The organism is Sphingomonas sp. LaA6.9, from assembly GCF_022601895.1.
Lineage (GTDB): Bacteria > Pseudomonadota > Alphaproteobacteria > Sphingomonadales > Sphingomonadaceae > Sphingobium_A.
On record NZ_JAKVIO010000003.1, the window covers coordinates 121,583 to 143,715 of the forward strand.

Annotated in this window: 27 protein-coding genes; 19 read left to right on the forward strand and 8 right to left on the reverse strand. The window is 65.9% G+C overall.

The window, feature by feature from the left end:
• Positions 1 to 83: 83 nt before the first annotated feature.
• Positions 84 to 899, reverse strand: coding sequence for a flagellin (locus MKI88_RS02825; RefSeq protein WP_241629398.1), 816 nt, complete (start codon positions 897 to 899; stop codon positions 84 to 86).
• A gap of 268 nt (positions 900 to 1,167) precedes the next feature.
• Here MKI88_RS02825 and MKI88_RS02830 point away from each other — a divergent pair, with 268 nt between their 5' ends.
• Genes MKI88_RS02830 through fliS form a run of 19 tightly spaced genes read left to right on the forward strand, consistent with a single transcriptional unit; the run spans position 1,168 to position 16,336 of the window.
• Entirely contained in the window at positions 1,168 to 2,430 is a 1,263-nt protein-coding gene (locus tag MKI88_RS02830; protein ID WP_407073293.1) for a sigma-54 interaction domain-containing protein, read from the forward strand.
• A gap of 15 nt (positions 2,431 to 2,445) precedes the next feature.
• Positions 2,446 to 2,775 (forward strand): flagellar hook-basal body complex protein FliE, encoded by a 330-nt coding sequence (fliE, locus tag MKI88_RS02835; protein WP_241629400.1) that lies wholly within the window; start codon positions 2,446 to 2,448, stop codon positions 2,773 to 2,775.
• A 1-nt stretch (position 2,776) separates the two neighbouring features.
• Positions 2,777 to 4,507, forward strand: a complete 1,731-nt coding sequence (gene fliF / locus MKI88_RS02840) for a flagellar basal-body MS-ring/collar protein FliF (protein WP_241629402.1) — start codon at positions 2,777 to 2,779, stop codon at positions 4,505 to 4,507.
• Positions 4,500 to 5,519, forward strand: a complete 1,020-nt coding sequence (gene fliG, locus MKI88_RS02845) for a flagellar motor switch protein FliG (protein ID WP_407073294.1) — start codon at positions 4,500 to 4,502, stop codon at positions 5,517 to 5,519. Before fliF ends, fliG begins: the two co-directional genes overlap by 8 nt.
• The gene (locus tag MKI88_RS02850; RefSeq protein WP_241629406.1) at positions 5,512 to 6,159 is read left to right on the forward strand and encodes a FliH/SctL family protein; all 648 of its coding nucleotides are present in this window, start codon (positions 5,512 to 5,514) and stop codon (positions 6,157 to 6,159) included. Before fliG ends, MKI88_RS02850 begins: the two co-directional genes overlap by 8 nt.
• Positions 6,156 to 7,487 carry a FliI/YscN family ATPase gene (locus MKI88_RS02855; protein WP_241629408.1) on the forward strand — a complete coding sequence of 444 codons (1,332 nt, stop codon included), beginning with the start codon at positions 6,156 to 6,158 and terminating at the stop codon, positions 7,485 to 7,487. Before MKI88_RS02850 ends, MKI88_RS02855 begins: the two co-directional genes overlap by 4 nt.
• Entirely contained in the window at positions 7,484 to 7,909 is a 426-nt protein-coding gene (locus tag MKI88_RS02860) for a hypothetical protein (RefSeq protein WP_241629410.1), read from the forward strand. Before MKI88_RS02855 ends, MKI88_RS02860 begins: the two co-directional genes overlap by 4 nt.
• The gene (locus MKI88_RS02865) at positions 7,906 to 9,075 is read left to right on the forward strand and encodes a flagellar hook-length control protein FliK (protein ID WP_241629412.1); all 1,170 of its coding nucleotides are present in this window, start codon (positions 7,906 to 7,908) and stop codon (positions 9,073 to 9,075) included. Before MKI88_RS02860 ends, MKI88_RS02865 begins: the two co-directional genes overlap by 4 nt.
• A gap of 14 nt (positions 9,076 to 9,089) precedes the next feature.
• Entirely contained in the window at positions 9,090 to 9,611 is a 522-nt protein-coding gene (fliL, locus tag MKI88_RS02870; RefSeq protein WP_241629415.1) for a flagellar basal body-associated protein FliL, read from the forward strand.
• Positions 9,608 to 10,552, forward strand: coding sequence for a flagellar motor switch protein FliM (locus MKI88_RS02875; RefSeq protein WP_241629417.1), 945 nt, complete (start codon positions 9,608 to 9,610; stop codon positions 10,550 to 10,552). Before fliL ends, MKI88_RS02875 begins: the two co-directional genes overlap by 4 nt.
• The gene (gene fliN, locus MKI88_RS02880; protein WP_241629419.1) at positions 10,549 to 10,872 is read left to right on the forward strand and encodes a flagellar motor switch protein FliN; all 324 of its coding nucleotides are present in this window, start codon (positions 10,549 to 10,551) and stop codon (positions 10,870 to 10,872) included. The genes MKI88_RS02875 and fliN overlap by 4 nt, the downstream gene beginning before the upstream one ends.
• The gene (locus tag MKI88_RS02885; RefSeq protein ID WP_241629421.1) at positions 10,869 to 11,141 is read left to right on the forward strand and encodes a flagellar biosynthetic protein FliO; all 273 of its coding nucleotides are present in this window, start codon (positions 10,869 to 10,871) and stop codon (positions 11,139 to 11,141) included. The genes fliN and MKI88_RS02885 overlap by 4 nt, the downstream gene beginning before the upstream one ends.
• Positions 11,134 to 11,886 (forward strand): flagellar type III secretion system pore protein FliP, encoded by a 753-nt coding sequence (gene fliP, locus MKI88_RS02890; RefSeq protein WP_241629423.1) that lies wholly within the window; start codon positions 11,134 to 11,136, stop codon positions 11,884 to 11,886. The genes MKI88_RS02885 and fliP overlap by 8 nt, the downstream gene beginning before the upstream one ends.
• Positions 11,887 to 11,890: 4 nt before the next feature.
• Positions 11,891 to 12,163, forward strand: coding sequence for a flagellar biosynthesis protein FliQ (fliQ, locus tag MKI88_RS02895; RefSeq protein ID WP_241629426.1), 273 nt, complete (start codon positions 11,891 to 11,893; stop codon positions 12,161 to 12,163).
• Positions 12,160 to 12,939: a flagellar biosynthetic protein FliR gene (gene fliR / locus MKI88_RS02900; protein ID WP_241629497.1), complete on the forward strand. Its 780-nt coding sequence runs from the start codon at positions 12,160 to 12,162 to the stop codon at positions 12,937 to 12,939. The genes fliQ and fliR overlap by 4 nt, the downstream gene beginning before the upstream one ends.
• A gap of 3 nt (positions 12,940 to 12,942) precedes the next feature.
• Positions 12,943 to 14,082: a flagellar type III secretion system protein FlhB gene (flhB, locus tag MKI88_RS02905; protein WP_241629428.1), complete on the forward strand. Its 1,140-nt coding sequence runs from the start codon at positions 12,943 to 12,945 to the stop codon at positions 14,080 to 14,082.
• Positions 14,083 to 14,138: 56 nt separating this feature from the next.
• The gene (locus MKI88_RS02910) at positions 14,139 to 14,450 is read left to right on the forward strand and encodes a hypothetical protein (protein ID WP_241629430.1); all 312 of its coding nucleotides are present in this window, start codon (positions 14,139 to 14,141) and stop codon (positions 14,448 to 14,450) included.
• 53 nt (positions 14,451 to 14,503) lie between these two features.
• Entirely contained in the window at positions 14,504 to 15,898 is a 1,395-nt protein-coding gene (fliD, locus tag MKI88_RS02915; RefSeq protein WP_241629431.1) for a flagellar filament capping protein FliD, read from the forward strand.
• Positions 15,899 to 15,931: 33 nt separating this feature from the next.
• Complete coding sequence (gene fliS / locus MKI88_RS02920) at positions 15,932 to 16,336, forward strand: flagellar export chaperone FliS (protein WP_241629434.1); 405 nt, start codon at positions 15,932 to 15,934, stop codon at positions 16,334 to 16,336.
• Here the strand turns inward: fliS and MKI88_RS02925 are convergent.
• The 7 genes from MKI88_RS02925 to MKI88_RS02955 form a co-directional block, all read right to left on the reverse strand.
• Positions 16,326 to 17,363, reverse strand: a complete 1,038-nt coding sequence (locus MKI88_RS02925) for a sigma-54-dependent Fis family transcriptional regulator (protein WP_241629436.1) — start codon at positions 17,361 to 17,363, stop codon at positions 16,326 to 16,328. The two genes, fliS and MKI88_RS02925, sit on opposite strands and share 11 nt — an antisense overlap.
• 362 nt (positions 17,364 to 17,725) lie before the next feature.
• Positions 17,726 to 18,172: a MarR family winged helix-turn-helix transcriptional regulator gene (locus tag MKI88_RS02930; RefSeq protein WP_241629438.1), complete on the reverse strand. Its 447-nt coding sequence runs from the start codon at positions 18,170 to 18,172 to the stop codon at positions 17,726 to 17,728.
• Positions 18,173 to 18,462: 290 nt separating this feature from the next.
• Positions 18,463 to 18,864: a RidA family protein gene (locus MKI88_RS02935; RefSeq protein WP_241629440.1), complete on the reverse strand. Its 402-nt coding sequence runs from the start codon at positions 18,862 to 18,864 to the stop codon at positions 18,463 to 18,465.
• A 52-nt stretch (positions 18,865 to 18,916) separates the two neighbouring features.
• Positions 18,917 to 20,083, reverse strand: a complete 1,167-nt coding sequence (locus MKI88_RS02940; RefSeq protein WP_241629442.1) for an acyl-CoA dehydrogenase family protein — start codon at positions 20,081 to 20,083, stop codon at positions 18,917 to 18,919.
• Positions 20,083 to 20,892, reverse strand: coding sequence for an enoyl-CoA hydratase family protein (locus MKI88_RS02945; protein WP_241629444.1), 810 nt, complete (start codon positions 20,890 to 20,892; stop codon positions 20,083 to 20,085). Before MKI88_RS02945 ends, MKI88_RS02940 begins: the two co-directional genes overlap by 1 nt.
• The gene (locus MKI88_RS02950) at positions 20,889 to 21,374 is read right to left on the reverse strand and encodes a MarR family winged helix-turn-helix transcriptional regulator (protein WP_241629446.1); all 486 of its coding nucleotides are present in this window, start codon (positions 21,372 to 21,374) and stop codon (positions 20,889 to 20,891) included. The genes MKI88_RS02945 and MKI88_RS02950 overlap by 4 nt, the downstream gene beginning before the upstream one ends.
• Positions 21,371 to 22,132, reverse strand: coding sequence for an SDR family NAD(P)-dependent oxidoreductase (locus MKI88_RS02955; RefSeq protein ID WP_241629448.1), 762 nt, complete (start codon positions 22,130 to 22,132; stop codon positions 21,371 to 21,373). Before MKI88_RS02955 ends, MKI88_RS02950 begins: the two co-directional genes overlap by 4 nt.
• Position 22,133: the final 1 nt, after the last annotated feature.

The window sequence follows — 22,133 nt, forward strand, 5'->3', positions numbered from 1 at the left end:
ACCCCCGGCGCCATGTGGGGTAGGCGCCGGGGGTGGTGCCACGCGGAAGGGACCATTCTCCCGCGGAGCCATGAGGCTTGTGCTTAACGCAGCAGGCTCATCACGTTCTGGCCCGACTGGTTCGCCTGGGCGAGCATCGCGGTCGCTGCCTGCGAGAGGATCTGCGACTTGGCGAGGTTGGTGGTCTCGACCGAGAAGTCGGTGTCTTCGATCCGCGAGCGCGAGTCCTCCAGGTTGGTCGAACGGCTGGTCAGGACGTTGACCGTGGCGTCGAGGCGGTTCTGCACCGCACCCAGCGTTGCACGGGCTGTCGTCACCGTATCGATCGCGGTGTCGATCGCGGTCATTGCTGCATCGGCGTCACCGGCCGAGCCGATGTCTTCGCCGTCAACGGCCAGCGTCGCGGAGGTCAGATCGGCCAGAGTGATGTCGAGCGTCTCGCCGGCCTTGGTGCCTGTCTGGATCGCAATGGTGGTGTTGGTGCCGTCGGCCAGCGCAACGCCGTTGAAGGACGTGCGGTCCGCAACGTCGTCGATCTGCGCGATCAACTCGGCGAACTCGGCCTGGAGATTGTCCTTGTCGCCGTCGCTCAGTGTGCCGTTGGCCGACTGGACCGCAAGTTCCTTCATGCGGTGAAGCATGTTGGAGACCTCGCCCATCGCGCCTTCGGCGGTCTGCGCCAGCGAGATGCCGTCGTTTGCGTTGCGCATGGCGGCGCCAAGACCTTTGAGCTCGGCGGTCATGCGCGAGGCGATGGCGAGACCGGCGGCGTCGTCCTTGGCGGAGTTGATGCGCTTGCCGGTCGACAGGCGCTCCATCGCCGTGCTGAGGTTCTTGTCGGCGACGCGCGAGCTGTTGTGAGCGCGAAGAGCCGCACCATTGCTGTTGATGACAGTCATTCGAAAATTCCTTTCCCGCTTCTTTAATCCCGGCGGCCAGGCGAAGAAGCGTGGCAGCCACGATCCGATTAACGGCGGGGTGCAAAGCTCTTTAAGCCGATAAATTTTCGTCGGCTTTCCGACGGCTGGCGCGTCGGCTTTCCGTCAGCAGGACTCCCGCGGGGACGCGCGCTATCCTTTGAATGCGTAGATTCACGACTGGCATGGTTATTGCAGCATTACCTCCGGAAGATGGTCGAGGGACCATCGCGTTCGGGGGTATTTGTTCATGGCCATCGCGATCAGCGACCGCGCCGCGGAAGCAAGTCCGACGCTCGCTGCCTGGATGACGGCGGCGGGGATGCCGTGTGCCGTGGCCGCGATCAACTTCCCAGACCGCAAGCAGGGGCCGCGCATCCTCCACGCGAGCGAGATCGCCAAGGCGACCGTCCAGGACGTGCTGATCGAATTCGAGGATGGTGCGCCCCTCTTCATCCCTTCGGTCAATGGCCACCCCGCGCGGCTGCGCTTCGGCTTTGCCGACATGGTGTTCGGGCATGCGCTCGCGACCGAACTGGTCCGCCCAGCCTGTCGTCCCGCGACGGGCGAACCCGAATCCGCGCGCTTCCTCGATCTTGCCGCGCGCGTTGCCGCGAGCGACGCGACCGTCCTCATCCTCGGCGAGACGGGTACGGGCAAGGAAGGGCTGTCGCGCTTCATCCATGCCAGTTCGCCGCGCGCCACCGCGCCGTTCGTGCCGGTCAACTGCGCTGCGCTCCCCGACACCATGCTGGAAGCGATGCTCTTCGGTCACCAGAAGGGCGCTTTCACCGGCGCAGCAGGCGCCAATGACGGTCTGTTCCGCGCCGCCGATGGCGGTACACTGCTGCTTGACGAGATCGCCGAGCTGCCCCTCAATCTTCAGGCCAAGCTGTTGCGCGTGCTGCAGGAGGGCGAGGTGCTCCCCGTCGGCGCGACGCAGACGGTGCCCGTCAATGTCCGCGTCATCGCAGCCGCCAACCGCGACCTGACCGTCGAGGTTGCCGAAGGGCGTTTCCGCGCCGACCTCTACTGGCGTCTCAATGTCGTGCCGATGGCATTGAAGCCGCTCCATGCGCGCCGGCTCGACATCCGCGCGATCGCGGCTGCGCTGTTCGTGCGTCACGCCCCCAGGGACATGCCCTTTCCCTGGCCTACCGCTGCCGCGCTCGACCGGCTGATGGCGCATGGCTGGCCCGGCAATGTCCGCGAGCTCGAAAACGTCATCCAGCGTGCGATCCTGCTGCACGACGGCGAACGGATCGAGGCGGGCGATCTTTCGATCGAGCGCTCTCCCTTCGGGGCGAGCGTGCCGACGCTTGTTCCTGCCATCGCCGAACCGGCGCCGGCCGCCAGCGGCCAGATGGTCGATATCACACGCAAGATCCAGCAGCGCGCGGTCCGCGAGGCGCTGGACGCGGCGGGTGGTCACCGTGGCCGCGCGGCCCGGCAGCTTGGAATCAGTGAACGTACCCTTCGTTACCGTCTCGCAGAAATGCGGGCGGTGGCCTGACGTGGAGACGACGGAATGACCAAGGTGGATGCAGCCAGCGTGCTCGCGATGCGAAACGCGATCATCCAGCAGAACGCCTCGCTGCAAAAGGCGGCGGGCGTGGCGCCGGGCGGCGCAGCGGGCAAAAGCGATTTCGCGGGTGCGCTCAAGGGCGCGCTCAACGAGGTCAACGAGCTTCAGAGCAAGTCCTCGGCGGCGACCGACGCCTATGAACGCGGCGATACCGCCGACATCGCGAGCGTGATGCTCGCGCGCGAAAAGGCGTCGCTCGGCTTTCAGGCGACGCTTCAGGTCCGCAACAAGCTGCTGTCCGCGTACAAGGACATCATGAGCATGCCGGTCTGACATGAGCGAGCTCGTCCCCATGGCCGATACCGGCACCGTCCCCGCCCGTTCGATGGCTGCGCCGCGCGCCGCGGGTAACAGCCCCTTCGGCCCCGCGCTCACCCGCCTGCGCGACTTCACCGCGCAGCCCGCAGTGCAGAAGGCGATGCCCGGCATCATCATCGCGGGCGTGATCGGCCTTGCCGCGCTTGCGTGGATGGCGATCGCGCAGCCGCCGCAGCGCGATCTGTTCACCGGGCTGGCCGATACCGAAAAGGCCGCGGTCGTGGAGGCGCTCAAATCCTCGGGCATCGTTTATGACATCGACAATGCCACCGGCGCGCTCACCGTGTCCGAAGGCGATTATCACCAGGCCAAGATGCTGCTGGCATCGCAAGGTCTGCCCAAGAGCGCGCCCGATGGCGACGCCATGATCTCGTCCCTGCCCATGGGCGCCAGCCGCGCGGTCGAGGATCAGCGGCTCCGCGCGGCGCGCGAGGTCGATCTTGCGCGCACGATCGAGGCGATCGATGCGGTGCAAACCGCGCGCATCCACCTCGCGGTGGAACAGCCCAGCGTGTTCTTGCGCGATCGCGCTCAGCCCGCCGCCTCGGTGATGCTTCAGCTGAAGCCCGGCCGCGCGCTCGCCGAGGGGCAGGTCCGCGCGATCACGCATCTTGTCGGCTCGTCGGTGCCTGGTCTCGCGCCGGAGGGCGTCGCGGTGATCGACCAGAATGGCCGGTTGCTTTCCAAGGCTGGTGGCGATCCCGCATCGGAGGCTTCGGACCGCCAGATCGATATCCAGCAGCGCATTGAGGGGCGCTATGTCGAGGCGCTGACGACGCTGCTCACCCCGCTCATCGGTGCGGGCAACTTCACCACCGAAGTTCATGCCGATGTCGATTTTGCCGAGGTGCAGGCGACGCGCGAGAGCTTCCCGCGCGAGATCGCGGCCGTGCGCGAGGAGCGCGGGAGCTGGACCAAGGAGGGTGCGCCCGAGGGCGCATCGGGCATTCCCGGTGCGCTCGCCAACACCCCGCCGCCCGCATCGCAGGTCCAGGCAGCACCCGGCGGCGCGATCGCTGCCCCCGTGGCCGCGGGCGCCGCGCCCGCCCCCGGACCCGATCGCACCACCGAGAACTACAACCGCACCTTCGAGCTCGGTCGCGAGATTTCGGTTACAAAGCAGCCAGTTGGCAGCGTTCGTCGCCTGTCCGTCGCGGTGGCGCTTAAAAATCCCGAAGGCGCCAAGCCGCGCTCAAAGACCGAGGTCGCAGCGATCGAACAGCTCGTAAAAGGGGCGGTCGGCTTCGATCAGGCGCGGGGCGACCAGATCGCGATCAACGCCCGCAGCTTCGCGCCCGTCGAGGCGCCCGCGACAAGCTGGTGGGAGGCAAGCTGGGTGAGCACGACCGCGCGCAACCTGACCGCGCTGCTGGTTGTCGCTCTGCTCATTTTCGGGCTTGGCCGTCCGCTGCTCAAGCGTCGCGCGGAGGCCTCCGCAGAGCGCGCCAGGATGGCAGAGGTCAACAAACAGGCGCTCAAGGGTGAGCTTGCCACCGCACTGGCCACGCACGCCGCCGCCGATCCGTCGGCGCAGGTCACGCTCGACATGATCGAAGCAGCGCCCGGCTATGCCGCGCGCGCCGAGCTGATCCGCAGTTTCGTCCGGCAGGATCCCGCGCGCGCGGCGCTCGTCGTGCGCGATCTGATCCGTGCCGACATGCCACAGGCGGAGGCGCGCAATGCCTGAGGAAATGATGACAGAAACGGCCGATATCCAGGGTTCGGAGGCCGCGGCCATCCTGCTCATGCTGCTCGACGAGGCCGAGGCCGCCGAGGTGCTCGGCAGGCTCGAACCCGAAGAGGTCAAGCAACTGGGCGGCGCGATGTTCGGCGTTGCCGATGTGACCGAGGGGCAGGTCAACGGCGTGCTCGACCAGTTCGTTCGCCGCGCACGCGAGCGCACCACGATCGGCTTTGCCGCCGATCAACAGATCCGCTCCATGATGGAACGCGCGCTTGGTCCGGATCGTGCGGACAAGGTGCTTGCGCGGATCACGCCGCCGCAACGCTCGGCGACGCTCGATGCGCTCAAATGGATGGACGCTTCGACGATCGCGGCACTTGTGGAGAACGAGCATCCCCAGATTGCGGCGCTTGCGATTGCGCATCTCGATCCCGCGGTCGCGGCCGAGGTGCTGCAGCTGCTGGACGAAGATAAGCAGGCCGATGTCGTCTACCGCGTCGCGACGCTGCGCCCTGTCACCGCCGAAGCGCTTGAGGAGCTTGAGCGCATCATGCTGCGTCAGGTGACGACCCCCGGGCAGGGCGTCACCACGCGCCGCGGCGGCACGAGCGAGGCGGCAAAGGTGCTCAACAACACCAAATCGGGCGCAGACCAGCGCATCATCCGCACGCTGACCAAGGTCGACAAGACGCTGGCGCGCGCCATCGAGGACGAGATGTTCGTTTTCGACAATCTGATGGAGGTCGAGGAAAAGAGCCTTGGCACGCTGCTCCGCTCGGTGGAGAGCGATACACTTGTGCTCGCGCTCAAGGGCGCCGACGAGAAGCTGCGCGCAAAGATGCTCGGCTGCATGTCGAGCCGCGCCGCGCAGACGATCCAGGACGAAATTGCCGATCGCGGCCCGACGCGCCTCACCGAAGTACAGGAAGCGCAGCGCGAGGTGCTGACCATCGCCCGCCGCCTTGCCGAAGCCGGCACGATCATGCTGGCCGGAAAGGGCGACGACTATGTCTGACATCACGTCCGACCTGTGGAACTCGGTCGAGCGCCGCGGCGCGGGCTTTTCGCCCGCCGGATTCGCGCCGTCCGTGCAACCGCGCTTCGTGCCCTGGCACGACAAATATGCGGAACCCGCCGCCGCGCCCGATGCCGCCGATGCGTCCGTGGAATCGGGGCTGGTCGACACAGTGCAGCTCCAGGCTGACGCGTTCAGCGAGGGCTTCAACGAAGGGCGCCGCACCGTCGAGATGGAGGTTGCTGCCGAACGTCAGGCGATCGCGCGCCTGGTGGAGACGCTGGAGCAATATCGCCCCGAACCGCCGCAGATGCTCGCAGAGATGCTTGCGGAGACCGTCGACCGGCTGGTGCGCCAGATTGTGGGCGAGGTCGTCATCGATCGCGCGATGCTGGAGACGCGTGTCGACCATGTCGCGGGGATCATTGCCGAGGCGGCCGCGCCCGCGCGGATGCGGCTCCACCCCGACGATGTCGCACGGCTGGGCAATATCCGGCTTGAGCTCGATCTGGTTGCCGACCCCGCGCTCATACCAGGAAGCGTCATCGTCGAGACCGCGACGGGCTGGATCGAGGACGGTCCCGAAGTCGGCATCGAGAAACTGCGGCAGGCGCTCGACAGGATGAGCGTTCCGCAATGACCGGAGCGCTCGCCCTTCAGGCCGGACGGCTGCTCGACGGCATCGACGTCGCTTCGCTCGGCCCGCGCCGCGTGGGGCGGCTCGTCGCCTTCGACGGGCTGATGCTGGAGGCGACCGGATTCGGTCAGCCGATCGGATCGGCAGCGCGGATCATTGACGCCGATGGCGAGCCCGTGCGCGCCGAGGTCGTCGGCTTCCGCGGCGATCGTACCTTGCTGATGGCGCTCGACAGCGACCGTTCGCATGTCTGCGGCGCGCGCGTCGAGCCCGACGGACTGGGCGGCTCCGCGCAGGTGGGCGAGGCGCTGCTCGGCCGCGTCGTCGACGCATTCGGCGATCCGCTCGACGGGCTCGGACCCGTCGGGGCGACGCATCGCTGGCCGCTTGCCGGGCGCATGGGCAATCCGCTCAACCGTGCCCGCGTCACGCAAGCCTTCGACATGGGCGTGCGCAGCATCAACGCGTTGCTCACGGCGGGCGTCGGCCAGCGCATCGCGCTCATCGCTGGCTCTGGCGTCGGCAAGTCGGTGCTGATGGGGCAGATGATCGCGGGCGCAGAGGCCGATGTCATCGTTGTCGGCCTCGTCGGCGAGCGCAGCCGCGAAGTCACCGATTTTCTTGAAACCAAGCTGTCAGGCGCGATACGCCGCAAGAGTATCGTGGTCGCGGTTCCCGCAGATCATCCCCCGGTATTGCGCCTGCGCGCCGCGATGCGCGCGACCGCGATTGCCGAATATTTCCGCGCGCAGGGGCTCAAGGTTCTGTTGATGATCGACAGCCTGACGCGCGTCGCGCATGCGCAGCGCGAGATCGGGCTTTCGCTGGGAGAGCCGCCGACGATGAAGGGCTATCCGCCCTCGGCGCTCGCGCTAATCCCCCGGCTCGTCGAGCGCGCGGGGGTCGATGCGCGCACCGGCGGGTCGATCACCTCGGTCTATACCGTCCTTGCCGATGGCGACGATCTCGACGATCCGATCGTCGATACCGCGCGCGCGATCGTCGACGGGCATTTCGTGCTCTCGCGCTCGCTCGCCGAACAGGGGGTATTCCCCGCGCTCGACATCGGCCGTTCGCTCAGCCGCGTGATGGCCGATATCGTGTCCGACGAGCATCGCGCGGCGGCATCGGCGTTCCGCCGGCTGTGGTCGGTCTATGAGGAAAATCGCGACCTCGTGCTGATGGGCGCGTACAAGGAAGGCAGCGATCCCGCGATCGACGAGGCGATCATGCGCCGGCGCGAGATTCTCGGGTTCCTGACGCAGGGGCAGAAGGAACGCGTCGACTTTGCTTCGGCCGAAGCCGATCTGGTCGAAGGGTTCGCGCCATGAAGCAGGTCGTAAAACGCCGTGCGCGCATCGCGCGCGTCCGTCGCGCGCAGCATCTCCAGGCATCTGCGCACGCGCAGATGGCGGAGAACCGCGTGCTGACGCTGGAAGGGCAGGCGGGGCACCTGATCCGTCTTGCAAGCGATCTCGACGCCACGCCCGGCGAAGCGACGGGCCGGATATTGGCCAATGCCGGCGAACTGGCGCAGCGGCTGCGCGCGGCGCGCGACGGGCTGACCGACGCGATCGTCGGCGCAAGAGCTACCGCGCTCGAGCGCGCAGCGCGGCGTATCGAGGCGCGTATCAGGCAGGAAAGCGCCGAAAGGCTCGATCAGCGCGCGCGCACCGCGCTCGCTGAATATCTCGAACGCAAGGGCAATGTCCCGGTGCGGCGTCGTCCGCGCCTCGATGGGGGAGACTCATGATGATGGTCCCGGGCGGACTGAACCTCGAAGCCGGGCTGACGCTCCAGCCGGGCATTGTGACAACGCAGGAAGCTGCGCCCGACACGGGATTCACCGAAATCCTCGCGACTCTCGATGCGGGGACGGCCGCGATCGCGGCGCCGATCGATGCCGCGACCCTGATGCCCGCACCCGTTGAGTCGATCGTCGTACCGGATATGGGCGAGGCTTCTGAACCGGTTGAAGACGAGGGTTCCGAGGGCGCCGCGCAAGCGGGTAGCCAGGGCGCTGACACCGCCGCGGAACCACCCTTCGTGGCGCCCCCGATAACCATCGGCGTTTCGAATACGAGCCCGATCGTCGTCGCGCGCGCATTCCTGGCACAACGCGGCGATGCTGTGTCCGGGCAGAAGGTGACGACGAGCCAGATCACGCCCTTGGCCGCTCCCTTCGCGGATGCTGTCGCCATTGATCAGCCTCCCGGGCCGGACGCGCTGGTTGCCGCACTTGCCAGGATGGAGCCGGTCGCGCCGCGCACGCTGCCGACAGGCCTTGCACCGCGTGCCGATGGCAACGCGGCCCCGCCCTCCGGTTTCGCTGGGGATGAGTTGGTGACGATCCCGGCCGCGAGCGATCCCGTGGGAGCCATTGTTCAGCCCGATGTACCTACCGCCCCGCTCCTGCCCCCCGTCACGACACCCATGGGTGTTGATGCAACGCGCCTCGCCGATGCCGCCCCCGATACCGCACGGCAGCTTGGTGAGCAGGCGATGGCGGCACGGCTCGATATCGCCGACGAGTCCGCGATGATCGACCGGCTGGCCCGCGATCTCGCCCAGCTTTCGGGCTCCGAGGGGCGGCTGAAGTTCCAGCTCAATCCCGAACATCTCGGGTCGCTCCATGTCGAGGTCGAACAGCGCGCCGAGGGTGTGTCGCTGCGCTTTGGCACCGAGACCGAGGGCGCACGCCAGGTGATCGCCGATGCGCAGCACCGGCTCATGAACGAGGCGCGCGCGCATGGCATGCGCATCGCGGAAACGCATGTCGATCTGAACAGCCAGAACCAGCAGGGCGCCGGACGCGGCAACACCGCGCAACAGCCCGTCGTCATCACCCGGGGCGAATCCCCAGACGCCAGTGCCGCGGCCATTCCCGGTCGCCGCGCGGGTGTCGAGCGCTTCGCCTGAAAGGAAACAGGACCATGAGCAAGGACGCTGCCGATACGGCACCCAGGAAGAAGGGCGGCATGAAGAAGATTATCGTCATTGCGCTGGGAGCGATCGCTCTGGTCGGCGGCGGTGCGGGCGGCGCGATCTACGCGTCGCAGGCGGGGTTGATCGGCGGCGCCAAAGCCGAGGATTCGTACGCCGACAAGCCCAAGCTCGTCATGCGCGCGGATGGCGGCCCTGAGGCCACCTATTTCGAAATCGAAAAGAACTTCACCTCGAACCTTGCCGATGCGGACGGCTTCATGCAGCTCTCGCTGGGCGTGGCGACCTATTATGACAGCCGCGTGCTCGACAATATCAAGCGGCACGAGGTGCCGATCCGTTCGGCGGTGCTGATGACGCTCGCCGACCAGTCGGTCGATGTGATCGCGACGCCTGCGGGCAAGAAGCAGCTGCAAAAGGCGCTGAAGGACACCGTCAACCGCGTCCTCCAGGAAAAGGAAGGCTTTGGCGGCGTCGACGACGTCTATTTCACGAGCTTTGTCATTCAATGAGCAAGGCCAGGAAATCCGCCGCCGAGGCGACCGTGATCGAGGTGCCCGAGGTCGGCGCGGAGGGTGCGACTTCGCATGCCTTCGGCGCGAGCGACGAGCGTTCGACCGCATGGATTGGCGGGCTTGAGCGGATCGGCGAGCGGCTGGCGCGGCGCATCCGTCCGCTGGTCGAGCCACTGACTCAGAGCCGGACGCAGGTGGTGGCCGCCCCGGTCGAGATTCGCAGCTTCGAGGAATGGCAGGCCACACTGCCCGATTTCCTGAGCCTCAGCCTTTATCGGCTGCGCCCGCTCAAGGGGGCGATGCTCGTCATTCTGGAGCCCGATTTCGTCGCTCGCGCGGTCGACATATTCTATGGTGGCTCGGGCGAGATCCGCCCCGGCCGCGCGCGCGAATTCACCCAGTCCGAAGAACGCCTGATCGCGCGCTTCGCCGATGGCGTGATCGATCGGCTGGGCGAGGCGTGGACCGAGGTGGCGACGCTCGCGCCGACACTCGCCTCGCGCGAGACCAACATCGCCTATGCCAATATCTTTCGCCCCGGCGAGAGCGTGGCGGTGCAGCGCCTTGTGCTGACCCCCGCACAGGGCAAGCCCGCAACGATCAGCATCGTCTATCCCGTCGTGGCGCTCAGGATGCTCGATTCACAGCTTACCGCGCGCGTCCATGACGATGCCGGCCCCGCCGACGAGATGTGGCGCGCGCGCATGGCCTATGCCTTGCAGCAGGTCCGCCTGCCCGTCCGCTCGGTGCTCGCGCGCCCCGAGCTCACGCTTGCCGAGGTGCTCGAAATGAAGCCCGGCGACATCATCCCCGTGGTGCTTCCCCCACGCGTTCCGCTCATCGTCGCGCGCAAGCGGCTGGCGATGGGCACCATCGGCGAAAAGGACGGCCATGCCGCGCTGATGATCGACCATATCGAGAAAGGTGCATTTGAATGAGCGACATGACCGAAGCCCCAGCGCAGGTTGAAAGCCAGATCGGCCCGACCAGCGCCAATTTCCGCCTGCTGGCAGATGTACCGCTGCGCCTGTCCGTCGAAGTGGGCAGCACCTCGCTGCCGCTTGCCGAACTGCTCGAGCTTGCCGAGGGCAGCGTCGTCGAACTCAACCGCCAGTCGAACGAACTGCTCGACATCATGGTCAACGGCACGCTGATCGCCAAGGGCGAGGTGGTGCAGGTCAATGGCCGCTTCGGCATCCGCGTCGTCGATGTCGTGGCGCGCGACGCGCGCATGGCGGGGATCGAGCGCCGCACATGATGACCGCCTATATCCTGCGCCTGCTGATCCTCCTCCCGCTCGTCGCGGGGCTTGCTTATGGCGCGCTGTGGCTATGGCGCCGCGTCGGTCCCGACATGGCGATCGGCAAGCGCGAAAAGCTGGTGCGGCTCGTCGACGTGCTGCCCATGGGGGCCACGGGGCGGCTCGCGGTCGTGGAATTTGCCGACCGCCACCTGCTCGTCTCGGTCGCGCGCGGGCGGATCGAACTGCTCGCCGACAGCAAGGCGCCGGAGTCGACGGATGCGTAAACGCGTTCTTGCGGCGGCGCTCGTGCTCGGCGCGGGACTGCTGGTGGCGGCTCCTGCCTTCGCCCAGCCCGGCGCGCTCGACCGCGCAGTGACCACCATCGCGGGCGACGGACGCCCGCTTTCGCTGTCGCTCCAGATCCTCGTCCTGATGAGTCTGTTGACGGTGCTGCCGTCGCTCATCCTGATGATGACGAGCTTCACGCGCATCATCATCGTGCTCTCGATCCTGCGCCAGGCGCTCGGTCTCCAGCAGACCCCGCCCAACCAGGTGCTGGTCGGGCTCGCGCTCTTCCTTTCGATCTTCGTGATGCGCCCCGCGATCGACCAGATCAACGCGACCGCCTATACGCCCTATGGCGACGGGCAGATCAGCATCGAGGAAGCGGTCAAGCGCACGGGCACCGTGCTCCACGGCTTCATGATCAAGCAGACGCGTGAAACCGATCTCAAGCTTTTTGCCGATCTGGCCGAGGCACCCAAATTCGCGTCACCCGCCGACGTGCCCTTTTCGATCCTGCTCCCCGCCTTCGTGACGAGCGAGCTCAAGACCGCCTTTCAGATCGGCTTCCTGATATTCCTGCCCTTCCTCATCATCGACCTTGTCGTCGCCAGTACGCTGATGGCGCTGGGCATGATGATGCTGTCTCCGACGATCATATCTATGCCATTCAAACTGCTGCTTTTCGTGCTCGTCGACGGCTGGGCGCTGACCATGGGGTCGCTCGCCGGATCGTTCGCGAGCTAGCGGGATGGCGGACGCGGACTATTTCATCGGGATCGCGCAACAGGCGCTGTGGATCCTCGCGCTCGCCAGCGCGCCGATCCTGATCCCTGCGCTCGTCGCGGGCCTGATCCTCGGCATGATCCAGGCCGCGACCTCGATCAACGAGGCGACGCTGAGTTTCGTGCCCAAGCTGATCATCGTGGCGATCGCGCTTGCCATCTTCGGCGGGTCGATCCTGCTGCTGATCGCCGATTTCACGCGCGAGATCTTCGCGCGGATCCCGGACCTCGTGCGCTGATGCCACAGGGATTTGTGGGGCTCGAGGCGCAGCTCTGGGTGTGGCTCGTCGCGATGATCCGACCCGGAGCAGCCTTCCTTGTCGCCCCCGTCTTCGGTGCGCCCTATGTGCCCCTCCAGCTACGTATGGTCGTCTCGCTGGCGCTCGGCATGGCCGCGCTTCAGGCCAATCCGGTAGTCCTTCCAGAAGGCGGGCTGGTGACGATCGCGGGCTTCATGCTGGTCTTGGGCGAAGTGCTTGCCGGGCTCGCCATTGGCTTCGCGGTGCAGATCGGCTTTGCCGCCGCGATGCTGGCGGGTGAGACGATCGGCAACGTCATGGGGCTCGGTTTTGCCGGCATGGTCGATCCCGCCAGCGGCCAGTCGTCGCCCGCGCTTGGGCAGTTCCTGTCGCTTCTCACCACCTTTCTCTTCCTCGCGATCGGCGGACATCTGATGCTCGCCACCATCATCGTCGAGAGCTATCGGGCGCTCCCACCGGGCGACGCCTTCATGTCGGCCGACGCGATCAATGGGCTCGTCCTGTTCGGCGGCGAGCTGTTCGCCGCCGGGCTCGCAGTCGCGCTCCCCGTCGGTTTCGCGCTCGTCATCGTCCAGCTCGTCATGGCCATGCTCGCGCGCTCCGCGCCCTCGCTCAACCTGTTCGCGGTGGGCCTCCCCGCCGCACTGCTCGCGGGCCTCGTGCTGATGGCGATGGCGGTGCCTGTGATGGGGGAGGCGATCACGCTCTCGCTCCAGAACGGACTTGCGATGGCACGGCAACTGGCGGGACGCTGAGATATGGCGGACACGCCCGACAACGACCAGAAGACCGAAGATCCGACGCCCAAGCGCCGCAGGGACGCGATGGAAAAGGGCGACGTTCTCCAGTCACGAGAACTCGGCACGGCGCTCGTCATCTGGGCGGGCGCGGCGTGGATCGTGCTCGCTGGCCCGTGGATCATGGACGCTCTGGGCGAAATGCTCGCCGCATCGCTGCGTTTCGACAATGGTGATGTCCGCAATTTCGATCCCTGGTCGCGCTTCGTCGATCTGATCGCGATCGTTTTGCTGCCGCTGGGCGCGCTGATGGGGATCGCCTTTCTGGCGACGATTGCCGCGCCCGCGCTGCTCGGCTCGCTGGGATTTCGCGCGAAGGCATTTGGGTTCAAGGGCGAAAAACTCAATCCGATAAGCGGCATCAAGCGCATCTTCGGGGTCAACGGCCTGATCGAACTGGTCAAGTCGCTCGCCAAGGTCGTACTGATGGGGTGGGCGGGCTGGTGGCTGCTCACCAGCTATGCAGGCCAGATGGTGGGGCTCGGCAGCCAGGACGTGCGCGCCGCGATTGGCGATCTTGGTGGTATCTTCATCGTCGCGGTGGTGGTGATGGCGGGGATGCTCGCGCTGATCGCGCTCGTCGATGTTCCCGCGCAACTCTTCCAGCGGCTGCAGCGGCTGCGCATGACCAAGCAGGAGGTCAAGGACGAGCACAAGCAGACCGAAGGTTCGCCCGAACTCAAGGCGGCGATCCGCCGCAAGCAGCACGAGGTGCTGCGCGGATCGGCGCGCAAGGCGGTATCGGAAGCAACGGTAGTACTCACAAATCCCACGCATTTCGCGGTCGCGCTGCGCTATCGCCCGGGATATGATGCGGCGCCCGTTGTGGTCGCGCGCGGGCGTGGCGCAACGGCGGCTGCGATCCGGGAACTGGCGGGTGAAAGCAAGATTCCCGTGCTGTCGTACCCGCAGCTGACGCGCGCCATCTATTATACGGTTCAAACCGGACATGCCGTCCGTGAGGATTTGTATATTGCGGTTGCGACTGTCCTTGCCTTTGTCTTCAACCTCGACGCCGCGATGGCACAGGGCATCGCGCAGCCCGATGTCGACGTGCCCGAAAACGCGCGTTTCGACGAGGACGGACGAATCCAGACTTAAGCTGGCGCCTTGCGCGCCGTTTCTCCTGATCGGGCCGATGCCCATGGGGAGAAGCTATGGCTGAGCGACCGCGTTCCGCGCGCCTGAGTGAAATTTGCGCGCCGTGGCTCGTGCCGGGGCTCGCCCTGTCCGCAGCAAGCGCGGTGCCGCTCTCTGCACCGACGGGGACTGTCAGCGACGGACGGGCGCGCAGCACCGCAAAGGTGAGCGCGGAGATACGCGAGGCGGCGCGCATCACGGTGCCCCGGCCCGGAGACGGGCGGCAGGAACAACAGCGCGACATGCCGGTGGTCGTTCAGCGCCCGTGTCGGCCGGGTGATGTGCCCGAAGGAATCGCCTGCACGCTTCACATCGTCGATCTGCCCTGATTTAAGTGCGCGCCGACTCTGCCGTTATCCCTGATGAGCAACAGGATAGCGCAATGGTCACCTCAATCACGTCAAGCATGGGTCTGGGTGCGGGTTTTGACACCGCGCAGCTGATCGAGGATCTCGCGGCCGCCCAGCGCGGCCCGCAGGAGGCGCGGATCAAGGCACGCGAGACAGCCAATTCCGCGCAGATCTCGACAATCGGCAGTCTTGCAGGAGCGATTGACAGCTTCGCCAGCTCGCTCAAGGCGCTTATCGCCGGCGGTTCGCTGTTCACCCAGCCGACGACATCGGATGCAAGCATCGTGGGCGTCAGCGCCAAGGCGGGCTATTCGCTCGGCGGGCTCTCGGCCCAGATCGAGGTGGTGCAGATCGCCACAGCGCAGTCGCTAGCGTCCGCGCATGTCGCCGATCCGACCGCGCCCGTGGGGCAAGGAACGCTGATCCTGACCACAGGCAAGGGTAGCTTCAACGTAAAGATCGACTCGACCAACGACAGCCTGAACGGCCTCGCCGCCGCGATCAACAACGCCAAGGCGGGCGTTTCAGCATCGGTCGTCAAGGACAGCCTGGGCTCGCGGCTGGTCATCCGTGGTGGCAATGGCGAAGCCAGCGCCTTTACTCTTGAGCCGCAGGCCGGCGCGGATCCCGCGCTGTCAGCCTATAGCTGGAACGGCACCAGCGGAGGGATGACCTGCGCGCAGCAGGCGCGTGACGCGATCGTGAAGCTCGATGGCGTCGAGATCCGGCGCGACACCAATACCTTCTCGGACGTACTCGACGGCGTGAAGATCGATCTCAAAAAGGCGGCGCCGGGCCAGGTCGTGACGATCGGCGCTGAACGCCCCGTCGACGATCTCCGCCAGGCGGTGCTCGATTTTGCCGCAGCCTATAACGAACTCGAGACGATGCTCGACGATGCCGGTGCCGGCGGACTTGACGGTACCGTGGCTGGGCCGCTGCGTGGCAGCTCGGCGGTACGCGACATGCGCCGTCAGCTGGCGGCTATCACTGCCACCGCGCTGCGAAGCGGCGACGGCCCCAAGACGCTCGCCGAGATCGGCGTAGTCACGCTGCGCGACGGATCGCTGAAGGTCGATACATCGGTGCTCGATGCGGCGCTACTCGCGCATCCCGAGGCGATCGAGAGCTTCTTCAATCCTTCGACGGCCACGGGCAGCACCGACAAGGGGCTAGGCGGCGTGCTGCAGGCAGTGCGCGACACGCTGCGTGACAAGGACGGCGCGCTGGCTTCGATCCAGGATCGCCTGAGGGCGGAGTCCAAGGATATTGAGGGAGACCGCGAGACGATGGAGATGCGTGCCGACGCCTATCGCGAGCGGCTCGTACGCAATTTCACGGCGATGGACACGCGCGTTGCCTCCTACAAGGCGACGCAGTCCTATCTCGAGCAGCAGATCAAGATGTGGACCAACGGCAACGACTGACCGCCGCCGGCGATCTAGAGGAAGGACCAGACGATGTTTCGAGCGGCTGCAAGGCCCAGCGGCGCTTCGGCGCAATATGGCCAGATCGACCTGAATGCGCGTATCGCCAGCGCTTCGCCGCATGGGCTGGTCTCGATCCTGTTCGAGGAGCTGCTGCGCGCCATGGGCATGGTGCGCAAAAGCACCCAGCCGCATCGCCGGTCGGAGGCCTTGTCGCGCGCGCTGTCGATCCTGCAATCGCTCAACGATACGCTGAACTTCGAATCGGGCGGGCAGATCGCGACCAGTCTGTCGGCAATCTATGGCGAGGCGCGCCGCCTGCTGCTCAAGGGGATGCGCGAACAGGATACCGCACCCGTGGCCGAGGCCGAAGCGATGATCGCCGAGATCGCGCAGTCCTGGAATACGATCAGCGAGGGCGCCGCGGTCAGCTCGTGACGCGGCTGACCCCGTATTTCTGCATCTTCTCGATGAGCGTAGTGCGCTGGAGCGAAAGCAGGCGCGCGGCGTCGGCGACCACGCCGCGCGAGGCCTGAAGCGCCTCGACGATATGGCGATATTCGAACTCGGCGACCAGCGACTTGAGATCCACCGGGCGACCCGGGCCGATCGTCGCGGGTGCGAGTGGCAATTCGCCCTGCATCAGCGTGGGCTCCTCGGCTGGCTCGGGCACTCTCGCCTTGTCGCGCTCGACCACGCGGCGGCGCGGCTGGCCACGGGTCAGCAGCATGTCGACCTCGTCGGCCGACAGTTCCTTGCCGGGAAAGACGATCGACGCGCGCTCGACGAAATTTCTGAGCTCGCGGACATTGCCGGGCCAGCGATAGGCCTGAAGCCGCATCATCGCGCCGTGCGAGAGCGTAAGCGGCCGACGCCGTTCGGTCGATAGCGCAACGAAGTGCGCGATCAGCGGCGCAATGTCCTCGGGGCGTTCGTTCAGTGCGGGCAGGTGGATCGGAAAGACCGCGAGCCGGTAGAACAGGTCCTCGCGGAAGCTGTCATTGTCGATCGCAGCCTCGATATTGCGATGCGTCGCCGAGATGATGCGCGTGTCGATCGGGATCGGCGTACGTCCGCCGATGCGCGTGATTGCGCGCTCCTCGATCACGCGGAGCAGCTTCACCTGCATGTTTGCCGGCATGTCGCCGATCTCGTCGAGGAAGAGCGAGCCGCCATTGGCGTCCTGGAAGCGTCCGCGCATCTGCGTCACCGCGCCCGTGAACGAGCCACGCTCGTGGCCGAACAGTTCGGATTCCAGAAGCTCGCTCGGGATCGCGCCGCAGTTGACCGCGACCAGATCCCCCGCAGTGCGGCGGCTTTCGACGTGAATGGCGCGCGCGACCATTTCCTTGCCGCTGCCCGATGGCCCGGTGATGAGTACCGATGCGTTGGTCGGCGCAACCTGCCGGACGAGTTCGCGGATCGAAAGAATGGCGTCACTCGCGCCGATCAACAGCGAATCCACCGTAAGCCCTGCGCCAGGGTGTGGCTGCCACGCGACCGTCATCGACGACCGATGTCAGATTGGACGATATTTTCCGGACTATGTCCGGACAAGCCAAGCCCACTCATACGACGCCCCCCAGCGTTCCCGTTATCGATAACCGGAGGATGCGAAGCGCGAAATTCCAATCGCTGCCGATTTGACAGCTTTATCGATTCATTTCGTGGGTGTTTCGTTAACCATTGTCGTGCGACGCCCCGACAATTCCGTCGGCGGTGCGGCGCAATTCGTTAACGTTACGGCCGCGTGTTTTCAGAAATCGCTGCCGATCTGAAAATGACCCGGAATTCAGTGAACCTGCAATAACTTGGCCGTGCGGCGTGTCAGATCCTGTTCCAGTGGCCAAGCAAGGCTGAAAGCGCCCGATGCCCCTGCGGCGTTACGGCCAATATTGTACGGCGCGCGTCGGTGGCATCGCGCGTGCGGACCGCAAAGCCATCGCGGACGAGAATTGCGATCCAGCGCAGTGCGGTCGAGGTGGGCGTGTGCGACGCGATGCAGGCGTCGTTGACATAGACGGTGCGCCCATCGGCCTCGGCGACATAAAGGTCGAGCAGGATATTCAGCGCAGGTTCGTCAAAATAGCTCGCGGGGAGATATTTGCGCTGGATCTCGCGCATCCGGACCGCGGTCTTGGCGACGCGGAGCAGTTGGGCGGCGTCGGGTTCCTCGCCTATGTCGTCATTGTCGGGCTCGATGGCGGGCTGTGCCCCGGCTTCGAGCCGACGCAGAATCGTCAGCATCTCATCGAGCGTTGATTCGAGCGGCATAGTCGAACGCGAATCCTTGAAATGCACCGATATTTCCCAACTCGCCGACCGAACCCGCGTGAGCAATAGTGCCGCGACGCTCCGGTTTCAAATCTGGAAACATATGTCTGCGACGAATTGATCCCCACGCGCCATGACCACCGCCCCCGGCAGGTCTTCTCCGGATGTCGCCCGGCAGCGATCGTGACGTGCGCTGCCTAGGCCAACCTTCGTTGCCAACCGGTTGCCATTCAAGGTGAATCTGTGTTCGTGACGAGATCGCAATAAAAAGTGGCGCCGCGCTGTCCGGGTCAGCCGGGCACCACCGCGATAGTCTCGATCTCGATCTTTGCCCGCGCTTCAACGAGCGCCGATACCTCGACGACGGCCATGGCCGGAAAATTTTTTCCGATCAGTTCGCGATAGGCGGCGCCGATCTCCGCAAGGCTTGCCAGATACTCGTCGCGGCTCGTGACGTACCAGGTCATTCGGACGATATGTTCGGGGCCCGCGCCGTCTTCGCCAAGGATGGCGAGCGTGTTGACGAGTACCTGCCGGAACTGGGCGGCGATATCGTCTGTCAGGAACTGTTCGTTTTCGTCCCAGCCGACGACGCCCGCGGTGTAGATCGTGCGTCCGGTAGCGGATATCCCGTTCGAATAACCCTTGGGACGTTTCCAGCCGGGCGGGAGCAGGGCGCGATGGGGTGTCATTGGCATTCCTCGGTAAGCCGTTCGGGCAATAGTGGACGGTCGACACGAAACATCAGGTCGCGCTGTCGGCCAGATGCTGGCGCGCGATCACCACCTTCTGAACTTCCGACGCGCCTTCGTAGATGCGTAGCGCGCGCACCTCGCGGTACAGATTCTCGACGGGGACGCCGACGGTGACGCCAAGCCCACCGAACATCTGCACGGCCTTGTCGATCACGCTTTGCGCGCCGTCGGTGGCATGGAGTTTGGCGAGCGCGGCCTCGCGCGTATTGCGCCTGCCCTGGACGTCGCGCACCCAGCCGGCACGATAGATAAGCAGTGCAGAAGTTTCGACGTCGAGCACCATTTCGGCGAGTTTCGACTGGGTGATAGCATTGTCGGCGAGCGTGCCGCTGCCCAGCTTGCGCATCTTCGCGCGCGCCGTCGCTTCGTCGAGCGCACGGCGCGCAAAGCCGAGTGCTGCCGCGCCGACGGTGGTCCGGAAGATGTCGAGCGTCGCCATCGCGGCGCCGAAGCCCTTGCCCGCTTCGCCGAGCAGGGCGTCAGCGGGAAGTGCCATGTCGCTGAAGGTGAGCATGGCGAGCGGGTGGGGCGCGATCACCTGCAACCGTTCGGTAACCGCAAGGCCGGCCGTGTCGGCGTCGACGATGAAGGCGGATACGCCGCGCGCGCCCGGCGCTTCTCCGGTGCGCGCGAAGAGCACATAATAATCGGCAATGCCGCCATTGGAGATATAGGTCTTGGCACCGTTGACGACATAGCCGTCGGCCGCACGATCGGCGGTCGTTTCCATTGAAGCGACGTCCGAGCCCGACGCGGGTTCGGTGAGCGCGAACGCCGCGATTTTCTCGCCGTGACCCACCGCCGGGAGATAGGCGCGTTTCTGCGCTTCGGTGCCGAACAGCGTGATCGTGCCCGATCCCAGTCCCTGCATTGCGAATGCGAAATCGGCGAGCCCCGAATGTCGCGCCAAGGTCTCGCGGATCAGCGCGAGCGAGCGGACGTCGAGCGTCTCGTGCACGCCGCCATAGGCCGCGGGCACACAATAGCGCAGCCAGCCGCCCGCGCCGAGCCTGCGAACCAGATCGCGGCATTCGGCATCGACGTCATCGCCATGCGCATGGGTGAGATTATCCACGCACCATGCCTCGAGCGCATCGGCTAGCTGGCGGTGCCCATCGTCGAGGAAGGGCCAGTCGAGGAAGCTGCGATCGGCCATCAGTCGCCAGCGAATTCTGGCGTGCGCTTGGCCGCAAAGGCTTCGAATGCGCGCCGGAAATCCTTGGTCGCCATGCAGATCGCCTGTGCCTGCGCCTCCATCTCGATCGCGGTTTCGAGGCTGACCGCCCATTCGGTGTTGAGCTGGGTCTTGGTGATCCCGTGCGCGAAGGTGGGACCGGCCGCGAGCGAACGTGCCAGCGTCAGTGCTTCACCGGGCAGATCCTCGGCGGCGACCAGCCGGTTGTGGAATCCCCAGCGTTCGCCCTCTTCGGCGCCCATCATCCGGCCCGTATAGAGCAGGTCGGACGCACGCCCCTGGCCGATGATGCGTGGCAGGATCGCACAGGCCCCCATGTCGCAGCCTGCAAGCCCTACGCGCGTGAAGAGGAACGCAGTTTTGGTCGCGGGCGTGGCGAGACGGATGTCCGATGCCATCGCCATGATCGCGCCAGCGCCGACGCAGATGCCGTCAAGCGCGGCAATGATCGGCTGCGGACAGCCGCGCATCGCCTTGACAAGGTCGCCTGTCATCCGCGTGAAGGCGAGCAGTTCGGGCATCGCCATTTCGGTCAGCGGGCCGATGATCTCGTGCACGTCGCCGCCCGAGCTGAAATTGCCGCCCGCGCCTGTCAGAACCACGGCCTTTACCGTCGGAACATAGACGAGGTTGCGAAAGGTATCGCGCAGCTCGGCATAGCTTTCGAAGGTCAGCGGGTTCTTTCGCTCGGGGCGGTTGAGCGTGACGGTGGCGACGCCATCGGCGAACTGCCAGCCGAAATGCTCGGGCGCGAAGGTTGCGGGGTTCATGATTTCTCCTCTCCGATATCCGCGGCCAGCGACTGTTTCAGCACGCCGAGAAGCCCGTACAGTGCGATGCGTTCGTCGCGCGCCATCCCGGCCAGCATCGCCTCCACCCACGCGTGATGCGCCTTTGCCAGCCCGGTGAAGCACGTCTGCCCCTCGGGCGTGAGACGCACGATCGTCGAGCGTCCGTCGGTTGGCGAGGGCGCCATCACCACATAATTGTCGCGCAGAAGCGCCTGCACCACGCCCGTGACATTGCCGTTGGAAACGAGCAGCGCCTGAGAAAGATGGCCCATAGTCATCCCCTCGGGATTGCGGTCGAGCGCCGCCATCACGTCGAAGCGCGGCAGCGTGACGTCGTGCCGGTCGGCGAAGCGCCGCTTGATGCGCTTCTCCATCACCGTCGAGCAACTCAGCAGCCGCAGCCAGAGCTTGATGCTGGTCCGGTCGCCCATTGCGCCGTCGTGCTTCTCGCGGATCGTCACGTCACCTCTCCGCCGGCGATCGCGATCGATTGACCGGTGACCGACTGGTTTTCGGGCAGGCAGAGCCAGGTCACCGCGCTCGCCACCTCCTCGGGCGCGATCAGGCGTTGCTGGGGATTGAATCGCGCAAGTTCGGCGCGCGCTTCTTCGGCGCTGCGCCCGGTTCTGGTGCGGATATTGGCCACCGCATCGGCAACGATATTGGTGTCCGTAAAGCCGGGACACACCGCATTGGCGGTGACATTGGTGCGTGCCAGCTCTGCGGCGAGCGCGCGCATCAGCCCGATCGCGCCGTGCTTCGACGCGACATAGGGCGCGGTATAGGCATAGCCCTTAAGCCCCGCGGTGGACGCGACGGTCACGATGCGTCCCGCCGCTGCCTCGATCAGGTCGGGCAGGGCTGCCTGGCAGCAATGGAACAGCGCATCGAGGTTGATCGCCATCGTGCTGCGCCAGTTTTCGGACGTTACCTTGGCGAAGGGCGCGGCCGGCGCCGCCCCGGCGTTGTTGATGAGGATCGCAATCGGGCCATGTGCTGCGCGCGCTGCGGCAAAAGCCGCATCAACCTGCTCGCGGCTGGTGATGTCGGCGGGCGCCACGCATGCATCTGCGATGCCGCCCGCGACCGCCTCCAGCATATCGCGACGGCGGCCTACCAGCGTCAGTCTTGCGCCTTCGGCCGCCAGCGCTCGCGCGATCGCGGCACCTATGCCCGATCCGCCGCCCGTGACGAGTGCATGGATGTTGGTCAGTCGCATA